This window comes from Streptomyces sp. NBC_00289 (assembly GCF_041435115.1).
Classification (GTDB): domain Bacteria; phylum Actinomycetota; class Actinomycetes; order Streptomycetales; family Streptomycetaceae; genus Streptomyces.
Window position 1 is genome coordinate 8,628,533 of sequence record NZ_CP108046.1, and the last position, 16,878, is coordinate 8,645,410.

Consider the following 16,878-nt stretch of genomic DNA (forward strand, 5'->3'; position numbering starts at 1 on the left):
AACTGTCCGGTTGAGTCCACTCTAGCGCCGAGGCCACGCGCGGAGCCATCCCCACCCCTGGTTCGTGCCTCCGCCGGACCGTGCCCCGGCCTGCCCCGGACCCGCGATACGCGAAAGAAGGCTGATCATGACCACAGCCCACCCATCGACGTACAGCGCCATCACCCTGAACATCAACGGCGAGAAGCACGCGCTGACCGTCGACCACCGCACCACCCTGCTGGACGCCCTGCGCGAGCGCCTGGACCTGACCGGCACCAAGAAAGGCTGCGACCAGGGCCAGTGCGGTGCCTGCACCGTCCTGCTCGACGACCGCCGGGCCGTGTCCTGCCTGCAGCTCGCGGTGGCGGCCGAAGGACGCGAGATCACCACCATCGAAGGCATGGCCGAGGGCGAGCGGCTGCACCCCGTGCAGCAGGCGTTTCTCGACCTCGACGGCTACCAGTGCGGCTACTGCACGCCCGGCCAGATCTGTTCGGCCGTCGCGGTGATCGAGGAGCACGCGGCGGGCTGGCCGAGCGCCGTCACCGACGACATCCGTCCCGAGGCAGGGCCACCACCCCTGACCGCCGAGGAGATCCGGGAACGGATGAGCGGAAACCTGTGCCGCTGCGGCGCCTACGTGTCGATCGTCGAGGCGATCGCCCGGGCCGCCGGAACACGGGCCGAAGAGCAGACCACGGAGGCGGCGGCATGAAGGAGTTCGGATACCGGCGCGCGCTCGACGTCCCCGGCGCCCTCGCGCTGCTCGACGCCGATCCGGACGCCCGCTTCCTCGGCGGCGGCACCAGTCTCGTCGACCTGATGAAGACCGGCGTCGAACGTCCCTCCCGGCTCGTCGACGTACGCGAACTGCCCCTGGACCGGATCGAGTCGACCGAGGACGGCGGTCTGCGCATCGGCGCCACCGTCAGCAACAGCGCGCTCGCCGCCCACCCCGACGTCCGCCGCCGCTACCCGGCGTTGTCGCAGGCCGTGCTGGCCGGCGCCTCCGGACAGCTGCGCAACATGGCCACGGTCGGCGGGAACCTGCTCCAGCGCACCCGCTGCGGCTACTTCGCCGACGTCAGCAAACCGTGCAACAAGCGTGTCCCCGGCAGCGGTTGTCCCGCCGTCGAGGGCGAACACCACAACCACGCGATCCTGGGGGCCTCCGACCACTGCGTGGCCGTCCACCCGTCGGACATGGGCGTCGCCCTGACAGCCTTCGACGCCGTCGTCTCCTACGAGACGGCCGACGGTCCCGGGGAGCTGTCGCTCGCCGAGTTCTACCTGCCCGTGGGTGACACTCCGCACCTGGAGACCGCCCTTCCGCCGGGCGCCCTGATCACCGGCCTCACGCTGCCGCCCGCCGCGGTCGCCGCCCGCTCCCGCTACCGGAAGGTGCGCGAACGCGCCTCGTACGCCTTCGCCATCGGCTCGGTCGCCGCCGCGCTCGACGTCCGGGACGGCGTCGTACAGGACGTGCGGCTGGCCTTCGGAGCGGTCGCCTCCCGGCCGTGGCGGGCCCGGACGGCCGAACGTCTGCTGACCGGGGCGCCGGCGGACACCGAGACCTTCGCCGCCGCCGCGGACGCCGAACTGGCGGCCGCAGATCCACTGCCCCGCAACGGGTACAAGGTGCCGCTGACGCGCAACCTCGTGGTGGCCGTGCTGACCGAACTCGCCAAGGAGGAGACCCGATGACCACCGCCACCACCCGGAACCAGAGGGTGCGGGGCGCCGTCGGCACCGCGCACACCCGCGTGGAGGGACGCGACAAGGTCACCGGAGCGGCCCGCTACGCCGGCGAGATCCCCTTCGCCGAACTCGCCCACGGCTGGCTCGTGTTGTCGACCGTCGCGCGCGGCCGCATCCGCTCCGTGGAGGACGCCCCGGTCCTCGGCATGCCGGGCGTGGTCACCGTGCTGCACCACCGCAACGCCCCGCGCCTCGACACCGACTACGTCGGCCTGCTGGGCACCCGGCCGGACCCGACCTGCGCCGTCTTCCAGCACGACCGCGTCCCGCACCTCGGCTGGCCGGTGGCCCTGGTCGTCGCCGAGACGTCCGAGCAGGCCAGGGAGGCGGCCGAGGCGCTGGTGGTGCACTACGACCAGGAACCGCACGACGTCGTCCTGTCCGCCGCGAGCCCGGGCGCGTACACGCTGGACGGTCACATGCCGGCGGTGGCGGCGAAGGGCGACCTCCAGTCCGCGCTCGGCGACTCCGCCGTCGTCGTGGACGCCGAGTACACCACTCCGGAGGAGCACCACAGCCCGATGGAGCCGCACGCGGCGACGGCCCGCTGGGAGGACGGCCGGCTCGAACTCGTCGACTCCAACCAGGGCAGCGGATGGGTCTCGGACGAACTGGTGAAGCTGTTCTCGCTCGACCCGGCCTCGGTGCGGGTGCGGTCCGAACACGTCGGCGGCGGCTTCGGCAGCAAGGGCGTCCGCGCCCACCAGGTGGCCGCCGTCATGGCCGCGACCGTCCTCCAGCGCCCGGTGCGGGTCGTGCTGACCCGCCGCCAGATGTTCTCCCTGGCCGGCTACCGCAGCCCCACCGCGCAGCGGGTCAGGCTCGGCGCCGACGCCGACGGGCGGCTGCGCGCACTGGAGCACGACTGCCTGAGCCTCACCTCGACCGTCTACGAGTTCGTCGAGCCGGGCGCCGGAGTGGCCCGGACGATGTACGACGCCGACGCCCACCACACCGCCAACCGGGTCGTGCGGCTCGACGTACCGTCACCGACATGGATGCGTGCGCCGGGTGAGGCGCCGGGATCCTTCGCCCTGGAGTCCGCGCTCGACGAACTCGCCGAGAAGTGCGGCATCGACCCGATCGAGCTGCGCGCCCGCAACGAGCCCGAGCGGGGCCCGATCTCCGGACTGCCGTACAGCGGCCGCAGCCTCCTCGCCTGCTTCCAGGAGGGCGCCCGCAGGTTCGGCTGGGCGGACCGGGACCCGCGTCCGGGCGTGCGCCGCGAAGGCGCCTGGCTGCTCGGCACCGGCACGGCGGCGGCCTCCTTCCCCGCCGGAGCGGCACCGTCCACGGCGGCCGTGACGGCGGAGGCGGACGGTACCTACACCGTGCGGATCGCCGCGGCGGACATCGGGACCGGGGCACGCACCGCGCTCACCCTGATCGCCGCCGACGAACTGGAGACGGCACCGGACCGCGTCCGGGTACGCATCGGGGACAGCGACTTCGGCCCGGCGATGATCGCCGGCGGCTCGATGGGCACCCGCTCCTGGGGCTGGGCGGTCACGGCGGCGGCGCGCGAACTGCGCGAGCGGCTCACTCCCGGCGCCGCCGTCCCGCCCGAGGGCGTCACGGTCCGCTCCGACACCACCGAGGCGATCGGTGCCCTCGCCCAGCGGGAACGGCACTCCTTCGGCGCGCAGTTCGCCGAGGTCGCCGTGGACCCCACGACCGGCGAGGTGCGGGTGCGCCGCATGCTCGGCATGTTCGCGGCGGGCCGGATCGTCAACCCGCTCACCGCCCGCAACCAGTTCGTCGGCGGCATGACCTGGGGCATCTCCATGGCCCTGCACGAGGAGGCGGTCCGCGACCGGGCCTCCGGCGGCCTCTACGGCGCCGACCTCGCCGGCTACCACGTCGCCACGCACGCCGACGTCCCCCTCATCGAGGCCGACTGGGTGGACGACCCGGACCCGGACGACCCGGTCGGCATCAAGGGAATCGGCGAGGTCGGCATCGTGGGCGCCGCGGCGGCGATCGCCAACGCCGTCTGGCACGCGACCGGCGTACGCCACCGGAACCTGCCCATCCGGCCCGACCGCGTCCTGACGGCGGGCCGAGATGCTTGACATCGCCGACGAGTTGACCGTCTGGGCCGAGGAGGGCCGGGACTTCGCCGTCGCCACCGTCGTGGCCGTCGGCGGCAGCGCCCCGCGCGGCCCCGGCGCCGCCCTCGCCGTCGACAGCGAGGGCACGGTCGTCGGCTCGGTCTCCGGCGGCTGCGTGGAAGGAGCCGTGTACGAGCTGTGCGTACGGGCGCTCCAGGACGGCGAGACCGTCCTGGAGCGCTTCGGCTACAGCGACGAGGACGCCTTCGCGGTCGGGCTGACCTGCGGCGGGATCATCGACATCCTGGTCACGCCGGTCACCGCGAAAGCGCCCTCCGGGACGGTGATCCGCTCCGCGCTGTCGGCCGCCGTCCGAGGTGAGCCCTCGGCCGTCGCCCGGGTCGTCCGGGGCCCGGCCGACCTCCTCGGGCGGACCCTGCTCGTGCGTCCCGACGGCTCGTACGAAGGTGACCTCGGCGGCGTCGCGGAGCTGGACCGGACCGCGGCGGCCGAGGCCCGGGCCGCGCTGGAGGCCGGCCGCACCGGCACGGTCGAGCTCTCCGAGGATGGATCGCACTGCCCCGGCGGCCTCACCCTGCTCGTCGAGTCGAGCGTGCCACCGCCCCGCATGATCGTCTTCGGTGCGATCGACTTTGCCGCGGCGCTCGTCCGTGCCGGCAAGTTCCTCGGCTACCACGTGACCGTCTGCGACGCCCGCGCCGTCTTCGCCACCCGGGCCCGCTTCCCTGACGCCGACGACATCGTGATCGACTGGCCGCACCGCTATCTGCGGCGCACCGCGACCGACGGGCGCACCGTCCTGTGCGTTCTCACCCACGACGCCAAGTTCGACGTCCCGCTGCTGACGGCGGCCCTGCGGATGCCGGCCGCGTTCGTCGGCGCGATGGGCTCGCGCCGCACCCACGCCGACCGCGACCGACGGCTGCGGGAGGCCGGGCTGAGCGAACGGGAGCTGGCCCGGCTGAGGTCACCGATCGGCCTGGACCTCGGCGCCCGTACGCCCGAGGAGACCGCCCTGTCCATCGCCGCGGAGATCGTCGCGCTCCGCCGGGGCGGTACCGGCGCCCCGCTGACCGGCTCGCCCGCGCCGATCCACCGCGACCGGGGCCAACAGGAGTCCGCTGTGGCGGCCTGACGGGGCACGGGCGCCCAAGTGGTGAGGGGCAGCACCCCGGCGTACCGTCGAACGGTGGACACAGCGGTGGACGGGACCGTCCACCGACCCCTCGCGAGGGCCCGACCCCCGAGAGTGCGAGATGCCATGAGCAGCAGCCCCCGTCCCACCTCCGCAGCACAGGCCACCGCCGGCGAAACCGGCGGTGGCGGCAACGCGATGGCGCTGCTCGTCATCGCGTCCTGCCAGTTGATGGTGGTCCTGGACATCACCATCGTGAACATCGCGCTGCCGGACATCCAGCGCTCGCTGGGCTTCTCCACCACCAGCCTGGCCTGGGTGGTCAACGCCTACACCCTCACCTTCGGCGGCCTGCTGCTGCTCGGCGGCAGGGTCGGCGACATCCTCGGCAGACGACGCGTCTTCGTCTTCGGTGTCCTGCTCTTCGTGCTCGCCTCGCTGCTCGGCGGGCTCGCCCAGAACGAGGCCCAACTCCTCGCCGCCCGCGCCCTCCAGGGCGTCGGCGGAGCCATCGCCTCCCCGACGGCGCTCTCTCTGGTGAGTACGACCTTCCGCGAAGGCCCGGAGCGCAACCGGGCCTTCGGGGTCTTCGCGGCGGTCTCGGCGGGCGGCGGCGCGATCGGGCTGCTCATGGGCGGGATCCTCGTCGAGTGGCTGAACTGGCGATGGGTGCTCTTCGTCAACGTCCCGATCGGGCTGCTCATCGCCGTCGCCACGCCCCGCTGGATCAAGGAGTCCGAACGCCACCCGGGCCACTTCGACATCACCGGCGCGCTCACCTCCACCGTGGGCATGGTGCTGCTGGTCTACGGCTTCATCAGAGCCGCCCAGGAAGGCTGGCGGGACCCGCTCACTCTGGCCTCGTTCGCCGGAGCCGTCGTCGTGCTCGCGCTGTTCGTCCTGGTCGAGCGGCGCTCCAGGCAGCCGATCACCCCGCTGCACATGTTCGCCGACCGCAACCGCGCGGGCACCTACGGCATCATGCTGTGCCTGGCCGCGGCGATCTTCGGCATGTTCTTCTTCCTCACGCTGTTCGTGCAGAACGTGCTGGACTTCAGCCCGTTGCAGGCGGGCTTCGCCTTCCTCCCGGTCAGCGCGGTCATCGCCGTCGGCGCCGGACTGGCCTCACGGTTCCTGCCCGTCTACGGACCCAAACCGTTCATGGTGGGGGGCGCGATCCTCGCGGCGGCGGGCCTGGCCTGGCTGACCCTGACCGACGTGAACTCCACCTACGCGGGCAGTGTGCTCGGCCCGATGCTCGTCTTCAGCCTGGGCATGGGCATGGAGTTCGTCTCGCTCACCCTGATGGCGCTCTCCAACGTCTCCAGCCGGGAGACCGGCGCCGCCTCCGGACTCCTCAACGCCACCCAGCAGGTGGGCGGCTCGCTCGGCCTGTCCATCCTGGTCACGATGTTCGGCACGGCCAGCACCAACGAGGCGGACAAGCAGATCCCGAACTTCCTGGCGCAGGCGACCCCGGTCGAACGGCTGCGCTTCCAGCGCACCGGGCAGCTCCCGCGACCCTGGTCCGACGAGGTGCTCACCTCGGGGGTCTCGGCCGCCTTCGTCACAGCGGCGATCTTCACCGTGGTCGCCGCGCTGATCGCCATCGTGGTGATCCAGGTCCGCCCCTCCGACCTGGAACGCCTCAAGGGTGGTGCGGGACAGCCCGGCCCCCTCTGAACGTCCGGAGGTCAGGGGCCTACGAGGCGCGGGTCACGGCAGCGGACGGGGAAAGGTCTTCAGGGCTTCGGCGAGGCCGACGGCGTCGGTGCCGATCTTGCGGTAGACGGCGGAGAGCAACTGCCGCACCCCCTGCTCGGTGAGCCGCAGTTCCTTGGCGACCACCGCCGGCGTCTGCCCCCGAGCCGTCATCTCGGCGGCCCGGCGCTCGTGCGCGGTGAGTGTGTCGGCCTGCGCGTAGCGCAGCGGCAGCGGCCGCATCCCGGCGGCGGAGAGTTCGTCCCGCGCCCGGCCGGCCACCGCCTCGGCACCGCAGTGCACAGCGGTCTCCAGCCCCTGGTACAGCCGGTCCGCCGCCTCATGGAGCCTGCCGCCGCGCGACAGCGCGGCACCGTGACCGACCAGCGCCCGGGCCAGCTCGTACGAGGCGGGGGACCGTTCCAGCTGCTCCACGGCCTCCGCGTGGAGATCGAGCGCCGCGGGCCCGCCGGTCACCTCGGCCTCGACGTGCAGCGCCTGACCGATCACGGAGGCCGCCCCGAAGTCGCGCGCCCGCTTCACGGCGTCCCGCGCGAGACGCACCGCACGCTCCGGCGCGGTGGCGGCGAGAGCGGGCGCCAGGTCCAGCTGCCAGGGACACCACGCGGGGTTCCGCCAGGCCCGCGCCTCCAGCCGGTCCCCCACCGCGGTCAACAGTGCCTCCGCCTCGGGGCGACGGCCCTCCGCCAGCAGCAGTTCGGCGTACACCGTACGGGGATCCGGGTAGATCACGGCGTTCGGGACCACTTCGCCGTAGTGGTAGCGGTCGGCGAGCCGGCGTGCGTCACCGGTCCGCCCGCGGGCCAGCAGAATCTGGACGAGGATGCCGATGGCGAACCACTGAGCGGGTACCGCCCCTTCCATCCGGTCGGCGATGCGCAGCCCCTCCCGCACGAGTTCCTCCGCCTCGGTGAGGCAGCCGCGGCGGTAGCGGATGTAGCCGAGGAGGGTGTGGCTCAGCGCCAGGTGGGAGCCACGCCACCCTTTGTGCTCGCACTCGGCCATGCCCTTGGTGAACAGCTCTTCGGCCCGCCGCGGCTGGTCGCAGTACATGAACGTCAGGGCGACGGAGACGGGCACCTCGAAGCCCCGGTTCTCGGTGGTCCAGCTCATTCCGCCGCACAGCGCCTCCTCCGCGCAGGCGAGGACGGTCTGCCGTGGCTCGCCACGTACGAGAGCGTCCCAGGCCCGCAGGCCCAGGATGTACCGCTCCTCCAGGCCACGGCCGGTCAGCTTGGTGGCCAGTCTCGCCAGCTTCCGGGAGCGTGCGGCGGAGTCCGGCTCGTCGGTGCGGAACGCGCTCCACACGAAGTGGTCGGCCTGCATGCGCAGCCGGATGCGCGGACTGGCGGCCTGCCGTGCCTCGTCGGCGGCCACGGTCGCCGCCTCGGCCAGCCGGTCGGTGTGGGCCAGCGCCTGGGCGAGCCGGTAGACGATGGAGGCGCGCAGGTCGGGGTCGACGCCGGGCTCGGCCAGCGCCTCCCGGAGATGGCTGACCGTGGCCGTGGGCTCGATCAGAAAGGTCGAGCACGCGAGTTCGTGGAGGATGGCCGCGCGGTCCTCCGGGAGGGGCGGCTCCCGCAGCGCTCGGGTCAGGACGCGGCGGGCGGCCTCCGGGGCCCCGGCGCGCAGGTACTCGCGGCCGGCCGCCCGCAGACATTCGACGGCCTCGGGCCTGTCGTCGCAGGGAACCTCCAGCAGGTGCCGGGCGGCGGCGGTGGGGCCGAACCCCGCGGCGCGAACGGCCTCGGCGGCCGCGTTGTGCAGGCCCACCCGCAGACTCGGGGGAATGTCCCGGTAGATCGTCGTGGCGATCAGGGGGTGGACGAACTCGAGGTCGTCCCCGGGCCCGTGGCTGTCGGTCAGGATGCGGGCGGCGCGCAGCCGCTCCGTCGCCTCGGCGGCCTCCTGGCTGCCGATCACCGCGAGGTTCGCGGCGATCTCCTGCGAGATGGAACCGCCCAGCACCGAGGCGGCCCACGCGAAGCGCACCGTGGTCGTACCGAGCCGCTTGAGACGCTCGATCAGTCCCGGGCCCTTGACCGCCGCGGCGAGGTCCCGCATCACCGGCAACTCGCGCCGCGCGCCTGTCACTCCTCGTTCGCCGAGCCTGAGGGCCAGTTCGACGGCCTCGAACGGGCTGCCGCCGGTGACCGTCCAGCACTCCTCGCAGAAGACGTCCTCGGCCCCGTCGCCGATCTCCTCCCGGATGATCCTCGCCACGCCCTCGGAGCTGAGCCGCTCCAGCATGTGGGGGCGGTTTCCGTGGCGTTCGACCAGCGTGCGGAAGGTGGTCGGTTCCCGGGGCAGCTCGTCGGGCCGGTAGGCGGCGATGATCAGCAGCGGAAGGTCGGCGGTGCGCGAGGTGAACGCGGAGAGCCAGCCCAGGGATTCCGCGTCGGCCCAGTGCAGGTCGTCCAGGAGCAGTACGACGGGAGCCTTCATCATCGTCAGGCGCGTCATGACCCAGTCCAGGCCGTCACGGACCCCGGCCGGGTCGGGCACATGGGCCGTGTCCGTCGCCTCCAGGCCGAGCGCGGCGGCGACGATGCCGTACCAGCTTCCCAGGAAGTCGCGGCGCTCCCTCTCGTCCATCGCGGCCAGCGCGGGCTGCAGCAGTTGGCGGACCACGTGGAACGCCATCCCCTGTTCCTTCTCGCCGCCCTTGCCCGAGAGCACCGTGAATCCGTGCGCGGAGGCGCGGGCGCGCGCGACGGTGACGAGGGTGGTCTTCCCGAGCCCGGCCGGACCGGCGAAGGCGAGGAGACCGCCGCAGGACAGCCGTGGCCCGCCCTCGTCGGCGCCGCGGAGATCCGCCACGGCGGATTCGAGGGCGCGCAGTTCCTTCTGGCGTTCGAGCAACGGACGGTGCCGGGTGTTCGGTTGCCGCAGCCCAGGTGCCATGTGCGCTACCGCTTCCTGTCGTTGGGGGCGGGCGCCGAGCGTATGGCCTGCCGGCGCCCGATGGCCGTAAGTAAGACATGAGGACGACAGGGAAGGGTGAATTATCCGCAGGAGCCGCTCACGCGTCTGTCCTGCGGATAGAATGCACCGGTTTCTCTCACTGCAGGGCGGGTGCCGCGGCGGTGTCCGCATACCGTGGAACGGTGCGGGACCAGTAGTAGCATCCGCGGATCCAGCCGATCATGCCGTCGACGTAACCGAGGCCGGCGGGACTCAACTCGGGCCGCACCGCCTCGTGGAGGTCCTCGAACTCCCTGATGGTGTCGTTGATCAGCCGGATCGCCAGCATGACGGCCCTCGGTAGCGAGCACCCGTGCGCCCGTTGGTAGGCGAGGGCCAGATTGATCATCCCCCCTGCCCGCTGTTCCTTCACGGCGGAGAAGAGGTCGGGGATCCAGACCGCCGCGTCGGCCGACAGGCGCGCCAGGCGTCGTACGACGGGATGGTGGAGCTCGTCGGCGTCCAGCTCGCTGGCCTGCGCGGCCTCGCACAGCGGATAGAAGGGTTCGACACCCGCGATCAGTGAGCGTATCGAGTTGCACAGTCCGGTCCGAACGGGCACGGACTGTGTCTGGGCCACCGCCTCGTAGAGCAGGCCGTGCACGTACTCACGGCTGTGCCATGCCCAGCGGGCCGCCTGCGCGGGCGTGCACCGCTCCTGCACCTGTCGGTGGAGGTCGGCCAGGGCGGCGCCGAGGCAGGTGGACGGGGGCCGGCCGTCCCGCAGGATCGCGACGCTCTCGGAGAGCATGGGCAGCAGTTGGCCCGGCCCCTGTTGTCCGACCTCCTCGGCACGGTCGTCGAAGACGAACTGGTAGGCGATCTGGTTGGCCACGATCTGGAGGATGTCGGCATCCATGGTGGGGCTGTTGAAGGCCGCGAGTTCGGCGGGACGGGTGCGGGCGATCATCGCCGCCGTCTCCGGCTCGTCGGTCAGTCCCCACCTGTTCAGCCACGACCCGACGCCGGCCGTCGCCTCGGACACGTGCCGATTGCACGCGAAGGGGAACGGCATGTGGAGGTTGGCGTCGATCAGATCCCTGAGGCTGTCGGCCGCAGGTGCGTGCCGCGGTTCGACCGCGGTGTCCTCATGCGTCGTCGACACCGTTGTCACCCGCCGTTCGGGAGTCCTGCGAGGAAATGGCCGTACCTGTCCGGGTGGCGAGGGAACGGTCACGAGGCACCGGCCCCGCCGGGCCGCGTGACCGCGGCTCGCAGGTCATCACGAGCGAGCGCGGCCCCAACGTGGCCCCGGGGCGCGTCCGTTCGGTGTGCCCGGGAACATGGCGCAGCCGCCAGCGCGCGGCGACGGCCGCGACGGTCACCGTGGCCTCCGCGACGGCGAACCGGTCGCCGATGCACTTGCGCCCGCCCGTGGCGAACGGGAGCATCGCGCCCGGCGGGACCGCGGCGGCCTGCGGCAGCCAGCGCTCGGGCCGGAACCGGTCGGGGGCGGCGAACGAGGCCGGGTCGTGCTGGAGCAGATAGGGGCTGTACAGGACGGTGGTACCCGGCGGGAGCCGACGCCCGGCGAGAACGGTTTCCCTGGTCGTCACGCGCATGAAGAGCCACCCGGGCGGGCGGTGGCGCAGCGTCTCACTGACGACGCACCGGGTGTAGGTGAGGTTCGGCAGGTCCCCGGGGCCGGGGCGCCGCCGTCCGGCGAGCACGGTGTCGACCTCGGCGTGCAGCCGGCGCTCCGCCTCCGGGTTCCGCGCCAGCAGGTCGAACGCCGAGGCCAGGCACAGAGCGGTGCTCTCGGCGCCGGTGAGCAGGAGCGTGACGAGATGGTCGTGCACCTCCTGTTCGCTGATCGCGGCGGCTCCGCCGTCACCGCGGGCGGCGGCCAGCAGCGTGTCCAGCAGGTCGCCCCCGCCGTGCGGATCCGCGCGTCGCGCGTCGCGCCGCCGTTCCTCGACGACCGCGTCGACGATCGCGTGGACGCGCTCGACGGCGCGGCGGTAGCGCCGGTTCGCAGGTGCGGGAACGCGGAAGAGGGCGTCGACCGGCACGGCCGTACGGACGAACAGTCCGCGGACGATGACGGCGAGGCTGTCGCGCACCTCCGCGGCCGCCGCGCTGCCGAGCGAGTCGGAGAAGAGGACACGGCTGATCACCCGGGTGGTCAGGGCCAGCATCTCCGCGCTGACGTCGATCCGCCCTTCCGTCGGCCATCCGCCGCACACCGACTCGGCCTCCCGGCTCATCGGTTCCGTGTGGCCGGTGACCCTGGAGGGACGGAAGTCGGGTTGCAGCAGCCTGCGTTGCCGTCGGTAGGTGTCATGGCGGCAGGTGACCAGGCCGTCGCCCATGAGCGGCCGCAGCCGGTCGTACAGCGGGCCCCCCTTGTCGAAGGTGCGCGTGTCCATCAGGACCTGGTGGGCCAGCTCGGGATGACAGGCCATCCAGGCACGCAGGGGCCCGAGGCGTATCTCCACCAGATCCCCGTGCGACGGCAAGGAATTCAGAAAATCCAGCGGTCGGCGGAACAAAGCGATAGCGTGACCGGCGAAAGGGAATATGCCCGGTGCAGTACCCACCGTCCAGGCGTGCTCTATTTCAGGCGCGGTACCGTTCATCGAATACCACCTGCCTCAATCGACACACGAAATCGGTGGCTGGCCCACCGACCCGCTTTTGTGTCATCTCCTGCCCAGTGCAACCGCGGTCGGCTCTCCGATTCATCGGTACGCCGGGGCGCACGGGAGCACGGGGAAGCATTCCGAGAGCCCCCTTCGATGCGTGCGGAACCGACTGGGGCGGTGCTCGCCGGGGGATTCACGGAAAAGCGAATTCCGGAGAGAACGGTTCTTGTCGCGCCGAAGAGGGCGTCGGGAAATGCCGAGCCGACGGCCTCCGTCGTCCCGTGTACCTCTCACGGGCACGGGCACGGGGACGCGTCCGCGCATGCGGCCGTGCGGCCACGGGTCCGCGGGCGGCCCTGCGCTCAGGGTCTCAGGCGAGCCGCACGGCTCCGCGGATCGCCGACTCCCCGGCGAAGTAGACCGACTCCTCGCGGATGTACGTGCCAGGTCCCGGCGCGTGGATCATCATGCCGTTGCCGGTGTAGAGGCCGAGGTGGCTCAGGTCGTCGTGGAAGAAGATCAGGTCTCCGGGCCGGACGTCGCCGAGGGGTATCACCGTGCCGGCGCTCGCCTGATCGGGTGCGTTGCGGGGGAGGGCGACGCCGGCCGCCCGCCAGGCGGCCTGGGTCAGGCTGCCGCAGTCGTACGACTCCGGCCCGGTCGCCCCCCACACGCACGGCCTGCCGATCTGGGCGCGGGCGAACTCCATTGCCCGCACGGCCTTTCCGCCGTTCCCCTGGTCCTGAAGGACGACCGGGGCGACGGCTGCCGCCGGAAGGCCCGTGTCGAGGACCGAAGGGGTGCTCGCGATCACGTCCGGGCCGGGCACCGGCTGCTGCTGCCACGCCACCTCTTCGACCGTAGGGCGAGTCGGTTCCGTGATCGCGACAGCGGGGACGGCGGGCAGGTCGGGGAAGGTGAGCCAGGATTCCTGGACCGGCGGAGCCTCGATCGCCGCGACGGGTGTGCGCTGCTGGACGGTGTACCGGGCCATCAGCTCGCGGGCCGCGGCGAGCTTGCGCCGGTTCTGCTCCTTGGAGGACCGCAGGGAGGACCGCTGGGCCTCGGCGGTCGGCGCGGGCTGCGCCGGGACGGCCTCCTGCCGGGGCCCCGGCAGGGCCGGCAGCGCGGGCGTCGGTCCGGCGGTCAACTCGGGCAGGGCGGCGGGAGCGGGTCCCGCGGTCAGCTCCAGTACGGGCCGTGCGGCCGGCCCGGCGGGCAGCTCGGGCACGGCTGCGGGAGGCGGCCCGGCGGTGAGCTCCGGTGCGGCGGAGCGCCGTTCGGCCGGGCGGGCCGTGGGCGCGGCCTCGGGTGTCCTGTCGCGCGGCAGCACCGCGGGGACGGTCGGGCCCACTCGGGTGCGGGCCGCGTCGAACCACTGCCTGGTGACGTTGTCGGCGGAGGCGTCCGTGCGCCTGGGCTCGGCGCGGCGGCGGGTCCCCGTCGTCATGGCGCGGGTCGCGTTGTAGTTGCCGGTGGAGGTTTCCGCCTGGTCGTAGAGCGTGTTGACCCGCTGCTGGACCTCGTCGCGGCTCGGTGTGTCCTCCCCCGAGAGGGGTACGGCGTCGGCGGTCTGGGTGAACAGGGCCACTGAGGTGAGCGCGGCTGTCGCGAGGGCGGAGCCGCGCGGGCCGGGGAGGCTGAGACCTCTGGGGCGCGATGTTCGTTCCGGCGCCATGAGAGACGTACTCCTTCCGTACTCCGCCTACCGGGTTAGCTGACGGGTTCGGGCGGCAGTTCCGGAAGGTGTGCCCTACGGCCGTTGCCCCGTGAGGCGTCTGGCCGATTCACCCCAAGTCTTCGGTTGGGTCCCCGGCTCCGGCTGCCGTGCGGCGCACCGAACTCGGCGGAGGCCGTACGACCCGGCGGGGTCCGCCGGAGCGAGTCGAACGGTCTGACGTCAACTTAACCAACATGTGAGCCTTGTGTGAAGGTTGAAGTGCGGTATGTCCGATACGTAATTGTGACCTTCGTCGTAACCGGGTCGCCGACGCTCAGTTCGCGTCCCGTCGGCCTCGCCATGCCGCGTAGTGGTCCAGCACGGTCTGCTCGATCGGGCGGTAGGAAACACCCAGTTCGTGCACGCTCCTGCTGTTGTCCACCCGGAACCGGATGCCGAGGTGCTTGCGGATGTAGTCCTGGCTCAGCCCGAACGCCGGGCCGAGCACGCGCACCGGCCAGTGGGGGAGCGCGGTGCGCGGCAGGCGGAGGTCGCGGGGGTGGCGGGCCCGGATGATGCGGGACATCTCGTGAAAGGACGTCATGGTTTCCGCGGCGACGATGTAGCGGCCCTTCGCGTCCGGCCGCTCCGCCGCCGCGATGTGCGCCTCGGCCACCTCGCGCACGTCCGCCGTCGTGAAGCTGAAGTCCGGTGCTCCGTAGAAGAAGTAACCCTTGAACAGCTCGTCCAGCAGGAACAGGCTGCCGGACTCCGAGGCGGGGGTCAGGGAAGGACCCAGGATCAGACCGGGGTTGACGGAGACCATGCGCCAGCGGTCCTGGGCCGCCTCCGCGTCCCACGCCGCGCGCTCCGCGAGCGTCTTCGCGTAGTGGTAAGGGTTGTTCTCCACCGTGCTGGTGGTGTTGAAGTAACGCTCCGTCAGCAGCTGGTCGTCCATGTCCATGACGTCGGCGTAGTCACCGAAGATCGCGCCGACGGTGGAGGTGAGGACCAGCCGTTCGACCGTCGGCGCCCGCTCCACGCTCGCCAGCACGTTGCGCGTGCCCAGCAGCGCCGGGTCCACCATGTCCCTGCGGCCGTCCTTGATCTTCTCCGGCATGAGGAACGGCGACGCCACGTGGAACACCACCCGGCTGCCGCGCACCGCCTCGTCGAAGGAACCCTCCCGCAGCAGGTCCGCCTCGAACAGCTCGAGCCGGCCGGGGAACGCCTCGCGCATGGCCCGCAGTGGCCGCACCTTCGCCGAGTCGGCGCCGCCGCGCACGGTGGTGCGGACCCGGTAGCCCCGCTCCAGCAGCCGCCGTACCAGATGACTGCCGACGAAACCGCTGCCACCGGTCACCACCACGGTCTTCTCGCCGTCCACGCCCACGCTGTCACTCCCCGGGTCCGGTCAAGGGCCGCCGGGCTCCCGGCGATCCGCGTCCTGAGGGAAGCGTCGGGCATGTCCGGGCGGAAAGGGAACAGCTGGGGGCAGGCACGCTCACGGCCGTGCCGTGCCTCGCGCCGGGAGAGTTGGCGGGAGCGGGGTGTCACCTCGCACGCCCTGGGACTCCCACGGCTCCGGACGCGCCCCGGTCAGTCCGGGAACCGGACGGTCAGGAAGCGTCCTGCTCGTCGTTCTTCTGCTTGATGCGCGCCGCTTCCTTGCGCACCTCCGCCTGGGTGGCGCGCTCCTTCTCCAGCCACTCGGGCCGGTCCTGCTTCAGCGCCTCGATCTGCTCGGTGGTGAGCGCCTCGGTGACGCCGCCGCGGGCGAGGCCCGCGATGGAGACGCCGAGCTTCGCCGCGACCACCGGGCGGGGGTGCGGTCCGGTGCGCCGCAGTTCCTGGAGCCACTCCGGCGGGTTGGCCTGCAGCTCGCCGAGTTCGGTGCGTGAGACGACGCCCGACTGGAAATCCGCGGGGGTGGCCGGGAGGTACACACCCAGCTTCTTCGCCGCGGTGGCGGGCTTCATCGTCTGGGCGCTCTGGTGCGACTTCATGGTGTCCAGACTATCGACCGCGGACGGGACGTCCGACCACGCCCGGTAGCCTGGCCTGGTGACAGGCTCGGAAGCACCTCCCTCGTTCCGGCTCGCGTACGTCCCCGGCGTGACCCCCGGCAAGTGGGTGCGGATCTGGAACGAGCGTCGGCCCGACGTCCCGCTGACGCTGGTGCAGGTGCCGGCCGCGGAGGCGTCCGAGGTGCTGCGCGGCGGCGACGCGGACGCGGCGCTCGTACGGCTGCCGGTGGACCGCACGGTCCTCAGCGCGATCCCCCTCTACACCGAGACGACAGTGGTCGTGGTCCCGACGGACCACGTCGTCACGGCCGCCGACGAGGTGTCCGCCGCGGATCTCGCCGACGAGATCCTGCTGCACCCCCTCGACGACGTCCTCGACTGGGAACGGCCGCCCGGCCTGGCCGCCCTCGAGCGCCCCGCCACGACCGAGGACGCGGTCGAGTTGGTCGCGGCGGGCATCGGCCTCCTCGCCGTCCCCCAGTCGCTGGCCCGGCTGCATCACCGCAAGGACCTCACCTACCGCCCGCTGGTGGACGCTCCGGAGTCCGGCGTGGCCCTGTCCTGGCCGGAGGACGCGACGACCGACCTCGTCGACGACTTCATCGGGATCGTCCGGGGCCGGACGGTCAACAGCACCCGGGGACGCGCCCGGCCCGAGGACCAGGCGCAGCCGGCGCGCAAGCGTACGGAGAAGACCGGCGGCCGCAAGCCGGCCCCGGGCAAGGGCTCCCGCGGCGGTGGATCCGGCGGCGCCAAGGGATCCAGGGGCGCCCAGCGCGGAAAGCCCCGCCGCCGCTCGTAGCGCCGACGGCCGAGTACGCCGGGAGGGGGGTCGCTGCCTCGGGCGCCCTCCGTTCGTTCACTCGCTTTCGGCGAGCCGATCACGTTCGTGATGTCGAATGGCGTGCGGAGGGTCGGCCGGACGACAAGGAAGGGGCGCGTGCGCGTCAGCGGGGCCGGAGCAGTCGGTTCC

12 protein-coding genes and 1 riboswitch are annotated in these 16,878 nt (G+C 72.4%); of the genes, 6 read left to right on the top strand and 6 right to left on the bottom strand.

The genetic code is table 11. The features are described 5' to 3' along the window. The first annotated feature begins 127 nt into the window (after positions 1-127). The 5 genes from OG985_RS39065 to OG985_RS39085 all read left to right on the top strand — a co-directional run bounded on the left by OG985_RS39065 (position 128) and on the right by OG985_RS39085 (position 6,630). Entirely contained in the window at positions 128-697 is a 570-nt protein-coding gene (locus OG985_RS39065) for a (2Fe-2S)-binding protein (RefSeq protein WP_371673104.1), read from the top strand. Beyond that, a complete protein-coding gene (locus tag OG985_RS39070; RefSeq protein ID WP_371673105.1) occupies positions 694-1,686 on the top strand; it encodes a xanthine dehydrogenase family protein subunit M in 993 nt (330 codons plus the stop codon). Before OG985_RS39065 ends, OG985_RS39070 begins: the two co-directional genes overlap by 4 nt. Beyond that, on the top strand, positions 1,683-3,812 hold the full coding sequence (locus tag OG985_RS39075) for a xanthine dehydrogenase family protein molybdopterin-binding subunit (RefSeq protein WP_371673106.1): 2,130 nt from the start codon (positions 1,683-1,685) through the stop codon (positions 3,810-3,812). The genes OG985_RS39070 and OG985_RS39075 overlap by 4 nt, the downstream gene beginning before the upstream one ends. Continuing rightward, positions 3,805-4,947: an XdhC family protein gene (locus OG985_RS39080; RefSeq protein ID WP_371673107.1), complete on the top strand. Its 1,143-nt coding sequence runs from the start codon at positions 3,805-3,807 to the stop codon at positions 4,945-4,947. The genes OG985_RS39075 and OG985_RS39080 overlap by 8 nt, the downstream gene beginning before the upstream one ends. A gap of 126 nt (positions 4,948-5,073) precedes the next feature. After that, positions 5,074-6,630, top strand: a complete 1,557-nt coding sequence (locus tag OG985_RS39085; RefSeq protein WP_371673108.1) for an MFS transporter — start codon at positions 5,074-5,076, stop codon at positions 6,628-6,630. A gap of 33 nt (positions 6,631-6,663) precedes the next feature. Here OG985_RS39085 and OG985_RS39090 read toward each other — a convergent pair whose 3' ends face one another. The 6 genes from OG985_RS39090 to OG985_RS39115 all read right to left on the bottom strand — a co-directional run bounded on the left by OG985_RS39090 (position 6,664) and on the right by OG985_RS39115 (position 15,884). Next, positions 6,664-9,573, bottom strand: a complete 2,910-nt coding sequence (locus tag OG985_RS39090; RefSeq protein ID WP_371673109.1) for an AAA family ATPase — start codon at positions 9,571-9,573, stop codon at positions 6,664-6,666. Positions 9,574-9,730: 157 nt separating this feature from the next. Beyond that, positions 9,731-10,738 carry a (-)-alpha-amorphene synthase gene (locus OG985_RS39095; RefSeq protein WP_371673110.1) on the bottom strand — a complete coding sequence of 336 codons (1,008 nt, stop codon included), beginning with the start codon at positions 10,736-10,738 and terminating at the stop codon, positions 9,731-9,733. Then, positions 10,722-12,071: a cytochrome P450 gene (locus OG985_RS39100; RefSeq protein ID WP_371673111.1), complete on the bottom strand. Its 1,350-nt coding sequence runs from the start codon at positions 12,069-12,071 to the stop codon at positions 10,722-10,724. Before OG985_RS39100 ends, OG985_RS39095 begins: the two co-directional genes overlap by 17 nt. A gap of 517 nt (positions 12,072-12,588) precedes the next feature. After that, positions 12,589-13,896 carry an NlpC/P60 family protein gene (locus OG985_RS39105; RefSeq protein ID WP_371673112.1) on the bottom strand — a complete coding sequence of 436 codons (1,308 nt, stop codon included), beginning with the start codon at positions 13,894-13,896 and terminating at the stop codon, positions 12,589-12,591. An 8-nt stretch (positions 13,897-13,904) separates the two neighbouring features. Then, positions 13,905-14,077: riboswitch (cyclic di-AMP (ydaO/yuaA leader) on the bottom strand. A gap of 135 nt (positions 14,078-14,212) precedes the next feature. Continuing rightward, the gene (locus tag OG985_RS39110; RefSeq protein WP_371673113.1) at positions 14,213-15,271 is read right to left on the bottom strand and encodes an NAD-dependent epimerase/dehydratase family protein; all 1,059 of its coding nucleotides are present in this window, start codon (positions 15,269-15,271) and stop codon (positions 14,213-14,215) included. Between the two features lie 226 nt (positions 15,272-15,497). Continuing rightward, on the bottom strand, positions 15,498-15,884 hold the full coding sequence (locus tag OG985_RS39115) for a DUF5997 family protein (protein ID WP_371673114.1): 387 nt from the start codon (positions 15,882-15,884) through the stop codon (positions 15,498-15,500). 58 nt (positions 15,885-15,942) lie between these two features. On the opposite strand from OG985_RS39115, the gene OG985_RS39120 reads away from it, so the two are divergent. Continuing rightward, on the top strand, positions 15,943-16,707 hold the full coding sequence (locus OG985_RS39120; protein WP_371673115.1) for a LysR substrate-binding domain-containing protein: 765 nt from the start codon (positions 15,943-15,945) through the stop codon (positions 16,705-16,707). Positions 16,708-16,878 lie beyond the last annotated feature (171 nt).